Source organism: Clostridium sp. CTA-19 (genome assembly GCF_054767855.1).
The window spans coordinates 1-16,211 of record NZ_BAAABH010000049.1 but is presented as its reverse complement, the minus strand read 5'-3'; the positions used below and the strand labels follow the sequence as shown (position 1 = coordinate 16,211).

At 27.2% G+C, this 16,211-nt stretch carries 20 protein-coding genes and 1 pseudogene; all 21 read left to right on the top strand.

Annotation, left to right across the window (positions count from 1 at the left end; genetic code table 11):
• The first annotated feature begins 344 nt into the window (after nt 1–344).
• The 21 genes and pseudogenes from ACYUE0_RS16805 to ACYUE0_RS16705 all read left to right on the top strand — a co-directional run bounded on the left by ACYUE0_RS16805 (nt 345) and on the right by ACYUE0_RS16705 (nt 16,120).
• Nucleotides 345–767: a hypothetical protein gene (locus ACYUE0_RS16805; RefSeq protein WP_460271726.1), complete on the top strand. Its 423-nt coding sequence runs from the start codon at nt 345–347 to the stop codon at nt 765–767.
• 537 nt (nt 768–1,304) lie between these two features.
• The gene (locus ACYUE0_RS16800; protein ID WP_460271724.1) at nt 1,305–2,696 is read left to right on the top strand and encodes a hypothetical protein; all 1,392 of its coding nucleotides are present in this window, start codon (nt 1,305–1,307) and stop codon (nt 2,694–2,696) included.
• Between the two features lie 49 nt (nt 2,697–2,745).
• Complete coding sequence (locus tag ACYUE0_RS16795; RefSeq protein ID WP_460271722.1) at nt 2,746–3,255, top strand: hypothetical protein; 510 nt, start codon at nt 2,746–2,748, stop codon at nt 3,253–3,255.
• 158 nt (nt 3,256–3,413) lie between these two features.
• Complete coding sequence (locus tag ACYUE0_RS16790) at nt 3,414–4,136, top strand: HAD family hydrolase (RefSeq protein WP_460271720.1); 723 nt, start codon at nt 3,414–3,416, stop codon at nt 4,134–4,136.
• A 186-nt stretch (nt 4,137–4,322) separates the two neighbouring features.
• The gene (locus ACYUE0_RS16785; protein ID WP_460271718.1) at nt 4,323–4,877 is read left to right on the top strand and encodes a flavodoxin family protein; all 555 of its coding nucleotides are present in this window, start codon (nt 4,323–4,325) and stop codon (nt 4,875–4,877) included.
• Between the two features lie 28 nt (nt 4,878–4,905).
• Complete coding sequence (locus ACYUE0_RS16780; protein WP_460271728.1) at nt 4,906–5,382, top strand: NUDIX hydrolase; 477 nt, start codon at nt 4,906–4,908, stop codon at nt 5,380–5,382.
• Nucleotides 5,383–5,430: 48 nt separating this feature from the next.
• Nucleotides 5,431–6,279 (top strand): hypothetical protein, encoded by an 849-nt coding sequence (locus ACYUE0_RS16775; RefSeq protein ID WP_460271716.1) that lies wholly within the window; start codon nt 5,431–5,433, stop codon nt 6,277–6,279.
• Between the two features lie 36 nt (nt 6,280–6,315).
• Nucleotides 6,316–6,834: a GNAT family N-acetyltransferase gene (locus ACYUE0_RS16770; RefSeq protein WP_460271714.1), complete on the top strand. Its 519-nt coding sequence runs from the start codon at nt 6,316–6,318 to the stop codon at nt 6,832–6,834.
• Nucleotides 6,835–7,040: 206 nt separating this feature from the next.
• A complete protein-coding gene (locus ACYUE0_RS16765) occupies nt 7,041–7,973 on the top strand; it encodes a GNAT family N-acetyltransferase (protein ID WP_460271713.1) in 933 nt (310 codons plus the stop codon).
• 304 nt (nt 7,974–8,277) lie between these two features.
• Nucleotides 8,278–8,859, top strand: coding sequence for a nucleotidyltransferase family protein (locus ACYUE0_RS16760; RefSeq protein ID WP_216449175.1), 582 nt, complete (start codon nt 8,278–8,280; stop codon nt 8,857–8,859).
• Nucleotides 8,844–9,068, top strand: coding sequence for a DUF6718 family protein (locus ACYUE0_RS16755; RefSeq protein WP_216449174.1), 225 nt, complete (start codon nt 8,844–8,846; stop codon nt 9,066–9,068). The genes ACYUE0_RS16760 and ACYUE0_RS16755 overlap by 16 nt, the downstream gene beginning before the upstream one ends.
• A gap of 329 nt (nt 9,069–9,397) precedes the next feature.
• A complete protein-coding gene (locus ACYUE0_RS16750) occupies nt 9,398–9,772 on the top strand; it encodes a hypothetical protein (protein ID WP_061997145.1) in 375 nt (124 codons plus the stop codon).
• 52 nt (nt 9,773–9,824) lie between these two features.
• Nucleotides 9,825–10,574, top strand: a complete 750-nt coding sequence (locus tag ACYUE0_RS16745) for a GNAT family N-acetyltransferase (protein WP_460271710.1) — start codon at nt 9,825–9,827, stop codon at nt 10,572–10,574.
• Nucleotides 10,575–10,648: 74 nt separating this feature from the next.
• A pseudogene (locus tag ACYUE0_RS16740) lies at nt 10,649–11,062 on the top strand (GNAT family N-acetyltransferase); the annotation flags it as partial.
• A 352-nt stretch (nt 11,063–11,414) separates the two neighbouring features.
• A complete protein-coding gene (locus tag ACYUE0_RS16735) occupies nt 11,415–11,936 on the top strand; it encodes a GNAT family N-acetyltransferase (protein WP_460271708.1) in 522 nt (173 codons plus the stop codon).
• A 460-nt stretch (nt 11,937–12,396) separates the two neighbouring features.
• Entirely contained in the window at nt 12,397–12,915 is a 519-nt protein-coding gene (locus ACYUE0_RS16730) for a GNAT family N-acetyltransferase (RefSeq protein WP_460271706.1), read from the top strand.
• A gap of 90 nt (nt 12,916–13,005) precedes the next feature.
• The gene (locus ACYUE0_RS16725; protein WP_460271704.1) at nt 13,006–13,617 is read left to right on the top strand and encodes a class I SAM-dependent methyltransferase; all 612 of its coding nucleotides are present in this window, start codon (nt 13,006–13,008) and stop codon (nt 13,615–13,617) included.
• Between the two features lie 84 nt (nt 13,618–13,701).
• Entirely contained in the window at nt 13,702–14,337 is a 636-nt protein-coding gene (locus tag ACYUE0_RS16720) for a class I SAM-dependent methyltransferase (RefSeq protein ID WP_460271702.1), read from the top strand.
• A gap of 71 nt (nt 14,338–14,408) precedes the next feature.
• On the top strand, nt 14,409–14,759 hold the full coding sequence (locus ACYUE0_RS16715) for a hypothetical protein (protein WP_460271700.1): 351 nt from the start codon (nt 14,409–14,411) through the stop codon (nt 14,757–14,759).
• A 95-nt stretch (nt 14,760–14,854) separates the two neighbouring features.
• A complete protein-coding gene (locus ACYUE0_RS16710; protein WP_460271698.1) occupies nt 14,855–15,031 on the top strand; it encodes a DUF6440 family protein in 177 nt (58 codons plus the stop codon).
• Between the two features lie 579 nt (nt 15,032–15,610).
• Entirely contained in the window at nt 15,611–16,120 is a 510-nt protein-coding gene (locus tag ACYUE0_RS16705; RefSeq protein WP_460271696.1) for an HD domain-containing protein, read from the top strand.
• The last annotated feature ends 91 nt before the right edge of the window (nt 16,121–16,211 follow it).

Sequence of the window (16,211 nt, the reverse complement as noted above, 5' to 3'; positions counted from 1 at the left end):
AAGTTGACTCTTAAAATTATCCATTCCAAAACTTGTATACCTAAAATAGTGAGACATGTTCCGAATCACCTAGAATTCAATGCTGAATCTTGTATGAAAATATTTTAAAGTTATTGAATAAGTTTAAATTGGAGCTTGTTTCCCTATATTATATAAAAGGTAAAAATAATATTTAAAAAGATTAATAATGTGTTATTAAAGTGAAAAACAGTATAGATTAGTATGAATATATAATTCAATAAAATACAAACTATAGTATAATTTGTAAAGAAATTCGGTTATAGTTAAGATATAAAATATTTAATATTTAATATTTAATATTTAAGAGAGAAGGGAGAAAATTTATGAAGGGTTATAAACCATTAGGCATAACATTTATACTATGTATATTAATATTTTTTGCAACAGGATGGTCATTTCTTAAAAATAATGACAGTGATATTAGTTCATTAGTAATTCATTCATTAGGAATTCATTCATTAGGATGTATAGAAAAAGATGATGCAGTTAACGCAACTGGTAATAGAGTAATATCAATAGAATTAAAAAAAGGTGATAAAGTAAAATTCACATATGACTCTGATGTAAAAAAGGGTAGTCTAAAGATTCAATTAACTGGTTCGAAAAATGAGGTGATTGAAGATTTTCCAATAAACACGAGTGGTGCTAAAGAATTGACTATGGATAAAGATGTAAGTGGAGATCTTTCAGTAGAACTTGAAAATTTCGTAGGAAGTTATAAGATATATGGAGATGAGATAAAGTAAACATATATTAATTTATATTCTTATATATTTTAATATAATCATAAAAATTAATAATATATATCGCATTATTCAAAAGAAATGAATTTGCGATATTTTTTATATGGTATTTTAAAAATATAAGAATAGAGTTTGGTAGTTTAAAAAAAATTAAATTTACTATTAAACTTATCTATAATGTTCAATTATAAAAAATAATAGAAAATATAGTTATTAAAAACTTAATAGTATGTTATTTAAAAACATGTTACAATATGGTCGAAATATTTAACTTAATCTCATTTATAAGGTTCCAAGTTGACTTTTAAAATTACTCGTTCCAAAACTTGGATACCCAAAATAGTGAGACATGCTCGGAAACACTTCAAATTCAACGCTACATTTTGCATAAAAATATTTTGAAGCTATTGAATAAATTTAAATGCGAGCTTGTTTCCCTATATAAGACATACAGATAAAGTGGCATTTGTATTTTAAAGCTTATCTTCCCTTTAAAAAATTATGAGGGATTAAATAAACTTAAAAAGGAGGTGAATATAAATGGGTGATGCTAATTTTCAACTAGATGAACCTAGTAATCCTTGGCATAATCCAATAAAGGATATTACATGGGGATTTATATTTACTATGATGACTTTCAATTTTAGAGGGTTACAGTATATTTTACCTATAATTGGAGCAGGGCTTTTGTATATTGGATTTTATGACTTGCGTAAGGAAAATAGGGAACTTAATAGTGCATGGATCTTTTCTATAATAAATATGTTAGCTAATATCTTAAGTTTAATATATGGAAATACACCATTAAGTGTTAATTTTAGAAATAATACTATTGTGATAATTGCTTTAACTGTTTTTCACGTAAGTTTTCTTATTGTATTTCGAAAAGGGTTAAAAAAAGTTTTTGAAAAAGGAGACATAAGACTACGTAAAGATCCTATATTACGTATGATTATTTGGAGAGTTTCTATTTTAGTTTTTGCCATTACAGAGTTGGGAAAGTTGTGGTTTATATCTATTCCAGTAATCTTATTTTATTTTTACAACTTTATTTTACTTTATAAGGTATGTAAGGAATTAGAAAAAGTTAAGTTTGAAAATTTAGATAATACTGTAAGGCTTAAGAGTAAAAATCATGTTTTAAAGTATATAATAGGGTGTATTTTTATATTTATATTGTGTAGTTTAGTTTCTAATCATATTAGATTAAATTCGGAAGAATTTACTTTTCCAAAGACTTCACAAACACGTGATATGCTTGTAAATATGGGATTTCCAGAGGAGATTATTAAAGACATATCAGATAGTGAAGTTGATATGTTAAAGGATGCTACATATGTAGATGTTTCTAGTGAGACGTTGATGTTTGATTCAAAAGAGAAAACTGTTAAGGAGAAGTTTGGTGCTTACAAAACTATTCAAGAACCAGGAAAAATTAATTTGAATTCAACAATTATTTATGTTGAATTAAAAGATGATAGCATGTATGGCATTGAATATTTTCAATGGGTAGGTGGAAATGCATATTGGCATGATGGATTTAAAATTACTGGATCGGAGAAATTGGAACTTATAAATGGAAAATTATTGTGCGAAAAAAATGGGACAAACTATTCAGCAGATATGCCTAGATTAAAGAACGAGATAACTTCAGAAAGTGATTGGTTTGGAAATGAAAATCAGTTTAAAGCAATTGCTGGTGCTGTAAATTATCCTTTTGGTTCTGATAATCAAAGAGGGTATGTTTTTTACAGGTTAGATATGAGAGATAAGGTATGGACTGGAATCAATATACTTAATTATATACATTATAGGAGTCCATTTAGAAGTCCTTATGAGGAAACAGAAAAGAAAAATTTAATGTTTGATAATAAACTAAGGCAACATAGTTTTAATTTTAGAACCAAGGCTTTTCGTGAATCTAATGATTAATAAAATATATTATAATAGTTTTGTATTGTTCAAGAGGGAGAAATTTTAAATGAAAAAAATTGTTATTTTGGTGATACTATTTTTTATAAGTTTATATGGGTTTATAAAGTTTACAGGTACATCAGATGTTGATTATGTTAAAAAACAAATTAACATTAATATACCAAAACCAATAAATATAATTTATGAAGATACACATGAAGGATTTCATGGAGATGGAAATACATTTGCAAAATTAGAATTTGCATCTGATGATAAAGAAAATATCTTAGAAGAATTTAAAGATAACGTTAGTTGGCATAAAACACCATTAAGTGAGAATATTAATATGTTTATTTATGGAGGAATAAAAAATGGAGTTTACTATGGCGGTGATGTAGCTAAAGATTTTAAAATTCCTCAAGTAGAAAATGGATATTGGTATTTTGTTGACCGTCATAGCGAAAGTGATGATGCTTCAAGTGATGCAAAGATATTTTATCGAGGATCTTTTAATATCACAATAGCTATTTATGATATAGATAAAAATGTATTATATTATGTAGAGTTTGATACTTAAATTAGTGTATTAAAATACAAATATGCAATTAAAAATCAATACTATAAATGAAAAAATGAACAGTTTGTGAAAAAATGCAAATTGAAAAAATATATATTGGTATGTAATTGTAGTGAATTTTAGTGTTGGGAAAATAATAAGTGTTAGGAGAATTTACAATGAAAATTTCGGCAGTTTTATGGGATTATGATGGAACCTTAGTAGATACAACTAGAAAAAATATGGCAGTAACAATGGAGGTTCTAAAAAATTTTATTCCAGATGTATATGATAATATCCCAGAGGCATTAGTTTCTATTGAAAATTATCAAAAAGCAAATTATAAATATAAAAATTGGAAAGAATTATATAAAAATTGTTATGGACTAAACGATGAGCAAGTAAATGAAGCAGGGAAGCTATGGAGTCCCTATCAATTGAAAGATACTACATTACCTAATATGTTTGAAGGATTAAGTGATGTAATAAAAACATTGGGGAATATTAAACATGGAATTTGTTCACAAAATTGCTCTAAAAATATTTACAATACTTTAAGGGAATTTGGTGTTGGAGAATATTTTCAATCAATTATAGGGTATGATGATATTTCATATAATGAGCAAAAACCTAATCCAAGTGGTTTTCTAAAATGTCTAGATAATCTTAATGTATCATCAAATAAAAGTGTAATAGTCTACATAGGAGATCATCAAGAAGATACTATATTTGGGAAAAATGCTGAGAATTATTATAAGTTAAATAAAGAGGATGTTAAGGTAATATGTATTGCGGCAAGATATAGTGGACATAGTACAAAAAAATGGGATGTTAAGCCAGATTTTGTGGCTTACTCTACAAGTGATATTTTAAATATTATTAATAGTATTGAAAGAAAATAATCATATAGTATAAGTTTAATTAAGGATAAAACACCGTATTATTTAGAAATAAATTTTATGGTGTTTTAAATTTAGTCTGTTTTTTGCAAACATGTAAAAATATACAGAATATATGGTATAATTTTCATATTAATTAAATTGTAGTCTTAAAAAAAGTATAGATTAATAAATGAAGGGAAGTAATTAATGAAAACACTTATTTTTAATGGTTCACCAAGAAAAAATGGTGATACTATGGCATTGGTGAATGAACTTATTAATAACTTAGAAGGGGAATATAAAATAATAGATGCATATAAATGTAATATCAAACCGTGTATTGATTGTAGATATTGTTGGGAGAATGATGGATGTTGTCTAAATGATGAAATGCAAGAGGTTTATAACTATATCCAAGAATGCGATAATATTTTAATTGCATCGCCACTTTACTTTTCTGAATTGACAGGCCAGTTGTTGGCAGTTACAAGTAGACTGCAAACTTATTTTTGTGCAAGGCTCTTTAGGAATAAGATGCTCATTAAAAATGAAAAAAGAGGTGGAGTTATATTAGTAGGCGGTGGAGATGGAAACACTGGAAATGCTTATAAAACAGCATGTACAATTTTGCATCATATGAACTCGAGAGACATTGCACCGGTTGTTTATAGCCATAATACTAACAATATTCCAGCTAAAGATGATATAAATGCTATGAAAGATTCAATGAATTTGGCATTATTTTTTAATGGGAAAATGTAGAATATAAATATATTTCAATAGGTGGAGGATTAATATGGATTGTGGATTTACGGGAGAAAATGGGTGGTTTAGATATAGAGCAGCAGCAATTATTATGGAAAATGGATGTGTTCTTTTTGCTAAAAACCAATTAGAAAATTATTATTATTCCATTGGTGGAGGAGTTCATTTAGGAGAAAAAGCAGAAGATGCCGTTAAACGAGAAGTACTTGAAGAAACTGGTGTAGCATATGAGGTTGAGAAATTAGTATTTATACATGAAAACTTTTTTGATGGAACTGGAACGTTAGATGGGGTAAGGTGTCATGAAATTGCATTTTATTTTCTTATGAAGCCTAGAGGAACGCAAGAATTAAACAGTAATAGTTATACACAAGGAGTTCGAGAGTATATGCATTGGTTACCTATTAAAAATCTAAAAGACTATGTAGCTTACCCAGGTTTTTTTGCAGAAAAATTATTAAATATTGGTGATACTATTGAACATATTGTTACATTCGAATAATGAAATAATTTGTTGTACATTAAAAAGATGTAGGGAGTAGAAATAAAAATGATAAAAACGGTTAATGATTTTAGTGAAATTCTAGATTTTGCATGGAGTTTGTGTCAGGATAATAAAAAAAATAGTTATCCAAGACGTAAAAGTAAAGAGGATTTACAAAGTGGCATTGAAAAGGCAATTAATTCAGATACACGAAGAATAATCGCTTGTTATAAAGAGAATATGCTTATGGGGGTTTGTAGTTTTTTTTGGATAGAAGAAGAGATGTATGTACAAACCAATATGTTTTTAATAAAAGATAATTATAATATTACTGCTGATGAAATAATAAATTATCTTAAGAATGAGTTTAAAGGATATAATTTACTTATAGGTATCACATTTGATAATAAAGAGGCAATCAAATATTTAGAAAGTAGAAATTTTAAATGTATTGAATCTAGTATTGATACAAGATTATATAAAGAAAATTATAATATTTGCAATATTGAAAAAACAATAAATTTGTTACAAAGTAATCAATTTGAAGAATATGCTAAATTTCATGATAAGTATGCAAAAGATATGTATTGGAATAGTGAGCATATTAAGGAAAGCTTTGACGACTTTAATATTTTTGTATATATGGAAAATGGGACTATTATGGGAAGTATTTTTGTTAGAGATCTTAAAATTGAGGCAGAGGTAATTGGATTATTTATAGATGAAAGAGTTACAGAAAAAGGAATTGAAAGTGATCTAATTAACGTAATGATTAAAAACATTTATAAAAAATATACTAATATCAATGATATTGTTTATTTCATTGATGAGGATAGTGAAATTCAGTTAGATTCAGCAAAAGAATTAGGATTTAAAATTATTGACAAATATAGATGTTATGAATGTAAATTATAATTAAATATAAATACCATATAAAATGGAGGATGATTTATGAAAGGTTTATTTTTAGTTCAGCCTAATAAGAACTATCAAAAGGGTTTTGAAAATTATGCTTTAGCTTATAGAAAGATAAATGATGAACATTATTTTAATAAATATAAAAGAGCATTAGAAAATTTCCAAGATTATTTAGACGACTTGGACGATTATTCCAAAGGAAATAATCTATCTGAAGGAGAGGTTATAACTTCAACATTTTGGTTAATTGATAAAAAAGAAGTTGTAGGAGTAGTGAGAATTAGACATGAAGAGGTGGAATGTGCTGGGCATATAGGTTATGATATATCACCAGATTATAGAAATAAAGGTTATGGTTTTCAAATTTTAAAACTAGCATTGGAGAGGTCTATAAAGATAGGGCTAGAAGAAGTAATTTTAACTTGTAATATAGACAATATAGCCTCAAAGAAAATTATAGAAAAGAATAATGGAAAATTTTTAGGAACTATTTTTGATGAAGAGGAAAATGAAGATATGAACAAGTATAGTATTACATTAACAACTAAATAGTTTTTTCTTTCATTTTATATAGGGTTTTAAACATAGGCGTAAAGTTAGGTTTAAAAGCTTCAAAATTATAATATTAAAAAAGTAATAATGAAAAAATTTGAAAAATAGTCTGTAAAAATTATCTATATGACAGATATGTAAATTAGAATTTATCAGTTAGGAAAACGTGAAAGTTATCTATGTATTTAGTAGAAGGAAGTGTAAATATGGCATTTGAATTTATGTATTATACAGATGAATTTTTTCCACAAATAGAAGAGTTAATTTTAAATAGTTACTCGATTGGATTTCCATCTTATCCTTTTAATCAATTGCAATTCCATAGAGGAGCTCATTCAGCATGGGCAAATAACAAAGCTAACTGGGAACAGACTACTGGTCTATGGTTTGAATCTGAAAAGCTTGTAGCAGTTGCTATCAGCGTAGGTGCATGGCAAGGTGATGCTTTCTTTATTTTTGATAGTTGTGACCGTGCTGGGGATAAGGAACTTTTAAATTTGATGTTTCATCATATTGAGACACATATGTCTTGTTTTAAAGAGGGTGAACTTTATGAAAATAGGACAAGATATCTTAAGCTTACAATACCACCTTATTGTTATAGGATTAAAAAAATAGCTGAAGAACGGGGATATGTTAAAGCCGATTATAGTGAGAAGATAAATATACTTATATTTGAAGAAAAACTATTTGATGTAGAACTTCCAGATGAATATACTTTTGCGGATGGAAATACTGTCCCTCCATTTTATTCTGCTAATGCACATATGTTTTCTTTCAACTACACTTTGCCTACTGCAAATAATATTAAATTAGGCTTTGAGAATTTGAAGAAAATGAACAGCTATGACCCTGAATTAGATTTAGTGGTTCTTGATTCAGAAGGAAAACCAGTTGGACTTGCTATTATTTGGTATAATAAAAAAATGCAACTTTGTGAACTCGAGCCTTTGGGAGTGGCATGGTGGTGTAGACGTAATGGAATCGCAAAGGCGATGATATATGAACTCTCAAACAGAGTTATGAAAAAGTACCCATTATGTAAAGGTATGGTAGGTGGAGACCAACAATTTTATTGGGACATAGGATTTATAACAAAAGCTGAAAATGAGATTTGGAAGTGGAAAAAGAAGTTCTAATTTTTAACTTTATCTCATGATTATTAGACGACGTAACTATTGAAATCTGAAATAAGAATAATGTTCTTTGAAAATTGAATGATACGGTGTTTACAATATATGTTATAATTGATTCATAATAATAAGATAAAGTAAAGTTAAAATTATTTGTATGAGACATGCAGATAAATAATAAGTTATCGGTGAGTTGTTTATTAATATCAAAAAATTAAGGCAATAATATTAAAAGTATTATTGCCTTATGTTATAATGAAGTATAGAAATGATATCAATTTGTATTATTTATTTGTAGAGGGGAAATAACGTGGATACTAAAAAGTTAATTAGGACTTTAGATGCAATAAGTTATGAAACTAAACTAGGAAAAAACTTAAAGAACACGCTTAGGAAAGTAGATAAAGATCTCTTAATGGACGAACTTAATGACTATAGATTGTTTTTAAAGAAAAGAAGAAGGTTACTAGACCAATATACTTACCGAATAAAATCACTACAGTCTATAAAATTGAAGTATGATAGATATTATCCTACTAAGGAAATTGGAACATGCTTTAATGATATATTAGGCATTAGAATTATATGTCTCAATTACGATATTGATTTAAGAGATGAAAATATAAGACATGTAGATATGTCAAATGGCAAGAAAAATGATGATGGATATAGAGGATATCATATTTACTATAAGAAGAGTAATTTTCATTATCCAATTGAAGTACAGTTTTTTACAGAAAGAGATTATATCTTTAATATGTGGTTACATAAATATGTTTATAAATATAAAGACAATATGATAGGGATTAAGTTAAAGGATTTATACGATAAAGGGATAATTCAAAATGAAGATGATTTTAAGGAGGAATTGAAGAAATGTATTATATATTAGTTAAGAATTTTAATTCTGTAGGATCCGTGGTATATGGATCAGATGATTCTAAAGAAGTTGATATGATAGATGATTTATTGAATTATAAATTAGATGGAAAAGAGAAACAGGTTGTATTATTATCTAACTTAGAGATGTGGAAAGAATATGAACCATTTAATATGACAAATAGTGTTGGTGAATTTATTGATAAAGCAATGCTTAATTAGTAATTTGTGCGTATTAGGCAAATATTATGTTTATGTAAATATGCTGATAATGTGAATGACTCTTCGCTGAGAGGGGTGTATTATTGAATGGGAATTTTCTTGATATAAGACTTCCGGACAAATTCTAATTTGTTAATGAACTTAAAAGTATAAAATATTATATATAAATATCGCAGTATTCAGAAATGAATTTGCGGTATTTTTGTTGTCTTAAAAAATAAAATGAAGTAAAAATAGAATATATTTTTGAGAATTGAATAATATTTTATTTACAAAATATGTTATACTCTTTAAAAAGACAAATAACAATTCGAAAGAGGGGATAAAAAATGAAAAGAGAATTAGGAATTGCACGGTGTGGGCTTGCTTGTTGCTTGTGTTCAGAAAATTCGAAATGCTCTGGTTGCAGTTCGGGGAAATGCCCAGATAAAGAATGGTGTGAAAATCGTAAGTGCTCTATAGAAAAAGGGTTAGAGGCTTGTTATTTATGTAAAGAAAAATGTCATAAAGGATTATTAAATAAGATAAAACCATATGGATTCACTATATTTATACAAAGATATGGAGTAGAGGAACTTCTTGATTGCTTAGAACGAAACGAAAAGAATGGTATTGTATATCATAGGCAAGGGATAAATGGAGATTATGATGATTTTGATGATGCAGATAAATTAATAGCATTTATTAAATCAGGTAAGAGATAAATTTAATACAGGAAAAATATATCCTGTAAATAAGAAATTGGAGATGAGATAAATGAATAAGATGCAAATTAAAAAAATCGTAAAAGAGAATCTTGGAAAATACTTAAATTGCGAACAAGAAATCTTTGAGCATGATGGAGTAATTTTTCATAAACCAATTAGATTAAATGAATTTCAACAAAATCCTTTTTTAGAAATTACAAACATTGAAAAAGCAATTATTGTTTCAGCTTCTTATGAAATTATGGATAATGTGAAAACTTTATTGGTTGGAAAATCAAGAGATGAGATATTTGAATGTCCTTTAATATATGGTCAATCAATTTATTATATTCCCGATATTAAAAAGCTGAAATTATGTGATTTACTACCACAATATGAATATTTCTATTTAGAAGGAAATGAGATAAATAAGTTAAGAGAAATTAAAGGATTTACTAATTCATTAGAATTTGACGAAGATGGAAGTACATCTACTGCAATTGTGTTTTTTGCTATGAAAGATGGAGAAATTATAGGGCTTGCTGGGGCATCGAATGAATATAGTAATATGTGGGAAATGGGCATAGATGTTAAGAGCAATTACAGAACAGATGGTTTAGCAACTGTACTTGTAAATCATTTAATGCATAAAATATTAAGCAAAAACGTTTTACCGATATACTGTGCTTCATCATCTAATATTGCATCACAAGCAGTAGCTCATAGAGCAGGATTAATACCTTATTGGACAAGCACATATAAGAATATACTTGATGGGAGTTCATCATATAATGAATTAGTAAAACAATTATATGAATAAATTTTCATACCAATTTTAACGAGGAATTAAATGGTATTTGAAACTGAAAGGCTTGTTGTAAGAAGTTTAATAATGAAGATATTGATTTAATTTATAACATTAATAATGATCCAGAATGTATAAAGTTTAATGGTTGGTATTCTATGTCTTATGAAGATTGTCAAGATGTACTTAGAAATTGGATAGAAAAATATTCAAGGTTCGCTTTAACAGGAGCGTTTTGTGTAAAGAGTAAAAATGAAATATCAAAAGTAGGTATGGCATTTATAGTTGAAAAAGATAAACATGGAGAATTTGAAATTGGATTCAGATTACGCAGAGTACATTGGGATAAAGGATATGCCAAGGAAATTACTTTTGGGTTTATAAATTACTCTAGAAATAAACTTAATGCAAATTCATTGATTGCAGAAATCTATAGGGAAACAAGCTCCAACTTAAATTTATTCAATAACCTTAAAATATTTTCATACAAGATGCAGTGTTAAATTCTAAGTGATTCTGAGCATGTCTCACTATTTTAGGTATCCAAGTTTTGGAATGGATAATTTTAAAAGTTAAATTAGAACCCTATATATAAATAATTTAAAGTCAAGAAATGTATTTGAAAAATTAGGCTTTTTGAAATATAAACATCCAGATGGGGAAGAGGGACTTATTTATAGATATGATTTAGATACATCTGGCAGTGAGCATTGATTAATATGGCGGATAGGATGAAGTTGCAACACAATGCAGACAGGAAAAGAAAATTGGAAGATTAATAAAATTTTCTTATAAGCTAATTTATAGTTGTTTAATAAGGAAAATTATAGATTATTTATATTAGGAGGTATCAAATTGAGTGAATTAATTTTAGTAAACCCATCAAAGATTCTAGAAGAAAAAGTTCTGGAATACAAACAAGAGTATTTAGACTTTGAGGAAACCAATATTAATGGCAGTTGTGGACTAGCCCATTATAATGATTTTGATAAATGGCTTGAAATTGTTCTTTCAATTGAGAAAGATAAACTTCGCAATAATGTTCATGCTAGCACATTCTTTTCTGTAAGAAAATATGATAATAAAATTATAGGTACTATTCAACTCCGTCACTTTTTAACTGATGAATTAGAAAAACATGGAGGACAAATAGGTTATGGCATTCGCCCAACTGAGAGAAAAAAAGGTTATGGTAAACAACAATTATTACTTGTTTTAGAAATTGCAAAAGAGATGAAAATTCCAAAAGTAATGATTATCTGTGATAAAGATAATATTGCTTCAAGTAAGACTGCAATGAGTTGCGGTGGTATATTAACAGGCGAAAATTTCTATGAGGATAAAGAACAACAAATATATTGGATTAACCTATGCTAATAAACAGAATCTACAGTGAAGTTCTTGCATAATGTTCTCATTTAACGACTAAACTATAAAATTAATTTTCTGAATTTCGTATTATTCAGAAATAAACTTTATAATATTTTTACGTTATAATCCAAAAAAATTATTAAGTGTACTATTTATAAAAATACAGTTTAGAACGGTGGATATTAAGTGAAAATTAGAAAGTTTGGGGGGAAAATGAAATAAAAAATAGTTTTAAGAAAAGAAATAATTAAGTTAAGAAAACATATTTATGGAGCTAAAGTTTAAGAAGTTGCAAGTTAATAATTTTTTGGAGAAGCATGAAAAAAGTTATAAGAAGATTAGGAAAACTAAGTTGTTAAATATAAAATTTTAGTAAGGAAACTTTGTATCTATGGATATTACATATTAATATCTATTTAATAATATATGACAAGTAATATTGTTTGATTAATATGGGGGAACAAAGATGGAAAGTAATAAAGTAGAGTTTAAAATACCTAAAATTGAAGAATTAGATTATAGAAGAAAACTTTTATCAGATAAAGAAACCATGGCTTATAATATAGAATATGGAGAGAATGATGAAACAGGATGTATAGAATTTAAAGAAAATCATTGGGAAGATTGGTTTTCTCGATGGATAAATAATATACCAGAAAAATATTATGCGTATATAATCAGTAGTGATGAAAATATACCTGTTGGTGAGGTTGCCCTACGATATGTTAGTGAAAAAAATTCTTATTGTATTAATATAATAATTGAAGCGCAGCATAGAGGAAAAGGATTTAGTGAACAAGCATTAAGATTATTGATTAAGGTTGCATTTAATGAATTAGGAGCAGACAAGGTCTTTGATGATTTTCCAAGTTCCAGGATAATTGCAGAAAAGGTATTTAAGAAAGTTGGGTTTAAAAGGGTTTCAAATGATATTGTTGAATTAACAAAACAGGATTATTTAAGTAAAGAACAGGATATTATCTAACCTAAAGATAGGACAATATAAATAATATGAAAAGTGAAGGTATTATTTTATTAACAGAGCAACGATATCCCAAAAAGGAGAGAATGAAATATGAGTAATCTTATAAATGCTATTCCATTATATAATTTTTTAAAATATTGTAACAACAATCCTAATGAAAAAATTATTCTTGATTGTGGTGCTGGTGGAAGTAATCCGCCACTTTCTCTATTTCATGAGTTTGGATATAAAACTTATGGAATTGAAATATCTGAAGAACAATTAGAAAAGGCATCTATATTCTCTACTAATCATGATATGGACTTAAACATTATACAGGGCGATATGAAAAAACTCCCATTTAACAATGAATTTTTTAGTTTCTTATTTTCATATAATACATCTGTTCATATAAGAAAAGAAGAATTTCTAGTTGCATTATCTGAATTTCATCGAGTATTAAAAAATGGAGGATTGTGTTATGTGAATTTTTTAAGTGAAGAATGCGATTCATTTGGTAAGGGTGAACAAGTAGGTGAAGGGCAGTTTATACATATTGAAAAAGATGATATAACGCTGTATTGCCACTACAAGGATAATGAAATCGAAAAATACTTTAGTAAATTTGAAATTATCTATAAAGAGATGCGAGTAATTCAAAGAGCAGTAGATGGTGAAAAATATACATCGGCTTATTATGATTATATATTATTGAAAAAATAAAAAATGAAATATGGGAAAAATTTGAAAGATAAGGACTCTGTTAAAATAATAAATAGTAATTTATAAAAAGTAGGAGGATATGAAATGGATATCAGTGTAAAAGAAAGATTTGATAATGCAAGTAAAGAGTATGTAACTGATAACTATATTTGGAGATATAGATCAGGTAAGTTGGTAAGTGAATTAGCCAATCCAGATGTAAATGATGTTATTTTAGATATTGGATGTGGAACGGGTAAACAAATTATTGAACTTTCAAAAACTATAAAACATGGTATAGGAATTGATATAAGTGAAGGAATGATTAGACAATCAACTGAAAATGCTAACCACGAAAACAGAGAAAATATTGAATTCTTTATTGGAACCTTTGATAAGCCTGATGAAAATGTTGATTTGAAAGAAAAGAGAATTACTAAAATTATTTCAAATTACGCATTACATCATTTGAATTCACAGGAAAAGAAGAAAGCAATTGAAAGTATGGTTTATATAGGTGGACAAAGCTTAGAAACTATTGTCATAGGTGATTTAATGTTTTTTGAAAATCCAGATAAGTATAAAGATGAATATGATGAAATTGGTTATGGACCAGGTAATGACCAACCATCAACGGTTAAAGAGTTAGTTAAATGTTTTTCAGAATTAAATTTTAATATTGAAGTATATCAATTACATCCACTTGTAGGTGTTTTAGTAGCTAGTAAAAATTTTGCTTAAAATAGTTAGTATATAGTATGAAGCAAGATGTTGTGCACCAGTAACAAATATGATGGCAGGAGGGACAAATATTGTCTAAAGAGCAAAGCAAAAATTACAAAGTTGATTCTATAAAAAGATTTAAGATTTTTATGTTTGGAAATATTCTTTTGGCTACAATACTGGGTGTATTCGCTCAAGATATTGCTTATTATATAAGTGATAATATAAATATAGTGAAATTATCTGCCGTGTATTGTTTAACAGCGTTAACGTTGATAAGTATACTGTTATTTTTAATTACACCTATATTGATATGTAGATGCATAAAAAAACAAGGGCAGAAAAAAGGAAGATTTATTATCTATATTTTTATTGACAGTATTATAGGAATTTGGACGTCTACTTTTTCAATTTTTGTTATGATTATGTGGTGGGGTTAACAGCAATTATATTACGATTTTCTTATAAGATATAAAAGTTATAAAAATGAATAACTTATAAAAAAATAATAATTTAAACATAGGGGGATTAAATTATGAAGCAAGAAAAAAGATTTGAAGTTGTGTCTACACAAGGAAACATAGAGAGTTATAGAATAATAGTTGATAAAGAGACAGGCGTAAATTATTTATATATTAGTAATGGTACTTCCGGTGGATTAACAGTGTTGGTAGATTCGGAAGGAAAACCAATTATAACAAAAGACAAATAATATTAGTATGTTATGAACTAACAAAAATAAGTTAAAATGTAAAACTATTCAGAAGAAAATTTATAGAATATTTCAAACATAATATAAAATAGCTTCAAGATAAAACTATTATTTAAATTAGGTTCAGATATGGAACAAGTAATAAAATATTATTTATTAGATAATTTTCATAAAGGAAAGTTATCTTTTTTATATATTTAAAAAGATATAGGTAAATAAGAGGTTATATAGGGAAACAAGCTCCAATTAAAATTTATTCAATAACCTTAAAATATTTTTATGTAATATGTAGTGTTGAATTCTAAGTGATTGGGAGCATGTCTCACTATTTTAGGTATCCAAGTTTTGGAATGGATAACTTTAAGAGTCAACTTGGAACTCTATAGAAGAAAACATAAAAAATTAATGTAGTATGAACAAATTCTAAAATATTTATATAAGTGTTACAAATAACATACAATATTCTGCAAAAAAGTCTAAATTTTAGACGTATAATGTAATAAAAGTAAGATTATCAGAGTAAATGAGAATATAAATTATATATGATTATAAAAAATTATTATTAAGGGGATGAGTAATTTGCAAAGTTACATTGTAGAGGGCGTTCCAACTTTAGAAGAAGCAAAAATAATATTAGAAGAAGGGAGTAAATTAAATCCTGGACCATGGGTAGAACATTCTTTATATGTAGGGAGAGCTGCAGAACTAATTGCAAAAGAAGATAAAGAATTAGATTCTAATGTAGCATTGGTACTTGGAATGTTACATGATATAGGGAGAAGATATGGTGTAACTAATGAGAAGCATAGTTTAGATGGTTATAAATTTGCTATGGAAAAAGGATATGATTTATTAGCAAGAGTATGTATGACACATGGATATCTATGTAAAAATATTGATGGTATATGTGGAAAGAAAGATTGCACTGTTAAAGAACGTGAATTTATTAAAGAGTATTTAGAAAATATTGAATTTACAGCATATGATAAATTAATTCAATTATGTGATGCTTTAGCATTACCATCAGGATTTTGTTGTGCGCCCAGCATGGGCGTAATCTTAAGGGTGAAAGTCCCTAACACGACCTAGTAGTGGTAAGTGTATAGCTTAAGACAAGGGTGTCCACCGTGAGGTGGAATCTGAAGGAAGTTGGCGGCAAATCTCTGGTCTGACGAACAGA

Bases quoted from the DNA above. Each gene is read 5' to 3' on its own strand.
- ACYUE0_RS16770 (WP_460271714.1), top strand. From the start codon at position 6,316: ATGAAAGGTTTATTTTTAGTTCAGCCTAATAAGAACTATCAAAAGGGT.
- ACYUE0_RS16720 (WP_460271702.1), top strand. From the start codon at position 13,702: ATGGATATCAGTGTAAAAGAAAGATTTGATAATGCAAGTAAAGAGTAT.
- ACYUE0_RS16755 (WP_216449174.1), top strand. From the start codon at position 8,844: ATGTATTATATATTAGTTAAGAATTTTAATTCTGTAGGATCCGTGGTA.
- ACYUE0_RS16765 (WP_460271713.1), top strand. From the start codon at position 7,041: ATGGCATTTGAATTTATGTATTATACAGATGAATTTTTTCCACAAATA.
- ACYUE0_RS16730 (WP_460271706.1), top strand. From the start codon at position 12,397: ATGGAAAGTAATAAAGTAGAGTTTAAAATACCTAAAATTGAAGAATTA.
- ACYUE0_RS16745 (WP_460271710.1), top strand. From the start codon at position 9,825: ATGAATAAGATGCAAATTAAAAAAATCGTAAAAGAGAATCTTGGAAAA.
- ACYUE0_RS16805 (WP_460271726.1), top strand. From the start codon at position 345: ATGAAGGGTTATAAACCATTAGGCATAACATTTATACTATGTATATTA.
- ACYUE0_RS16800 (WP_460271724.1), top strand. From the start codon at position 1,305: ATGGGTGATGCTAATTTTCAACTAGATGAACCTAGTAATCCTTGGCAT.
- ACYUE0_RS16795 (WP_460271722.1), top strand. From the start codon at position 2,746: ATGAAAAAAATTGTTATTTTGGTGATACTATTTTTTATAAGTTTATAT.
- ACYUE0_RS16725 (WP_460271704.1), top strand. From the start codon at position 13,006: ATGAGTAATCTTATAAATGCTATTCCATTATATAATTTTTTAAAATAT.
- ACYUE0_RS16710 (WP_460271698.1), top strand. From the start codon at position 14,855: ATGAAGCAAGAAAAAAGATTTGAAGTTGTGTCTACACAAGGAAACATA.
- ACYUE0_RS16775 (WP_460271716.1), top strand. From the start codon at position 5,431: ATGATAAAAACGGTTAATGATTTTAGTGAAATTCTAGATTTTGCATGG.
- ACYUE0_RS16785 (WP_460271718.1), top strand. From the start codon at position 4,323: ATGAAAACACTTATTTTTAATGGTTCACCAAGAAAAAATGGTGATACT.
- ACYUE0_RS16750 (WP_061997145.1), top strand. From the start codon at position 9,398: ATGAAAAGAGAATTAGGAATTGCACGGTGTGGGCTTGCTTGTTGCTTG.
- ACYUE0_RS16790 (WP_460271720.1), top strand. From the start codon at position 3,414: ATGAAAATTTCGGCAGTTTTATGGGATTATGATGGAACCTTAGTAGAT.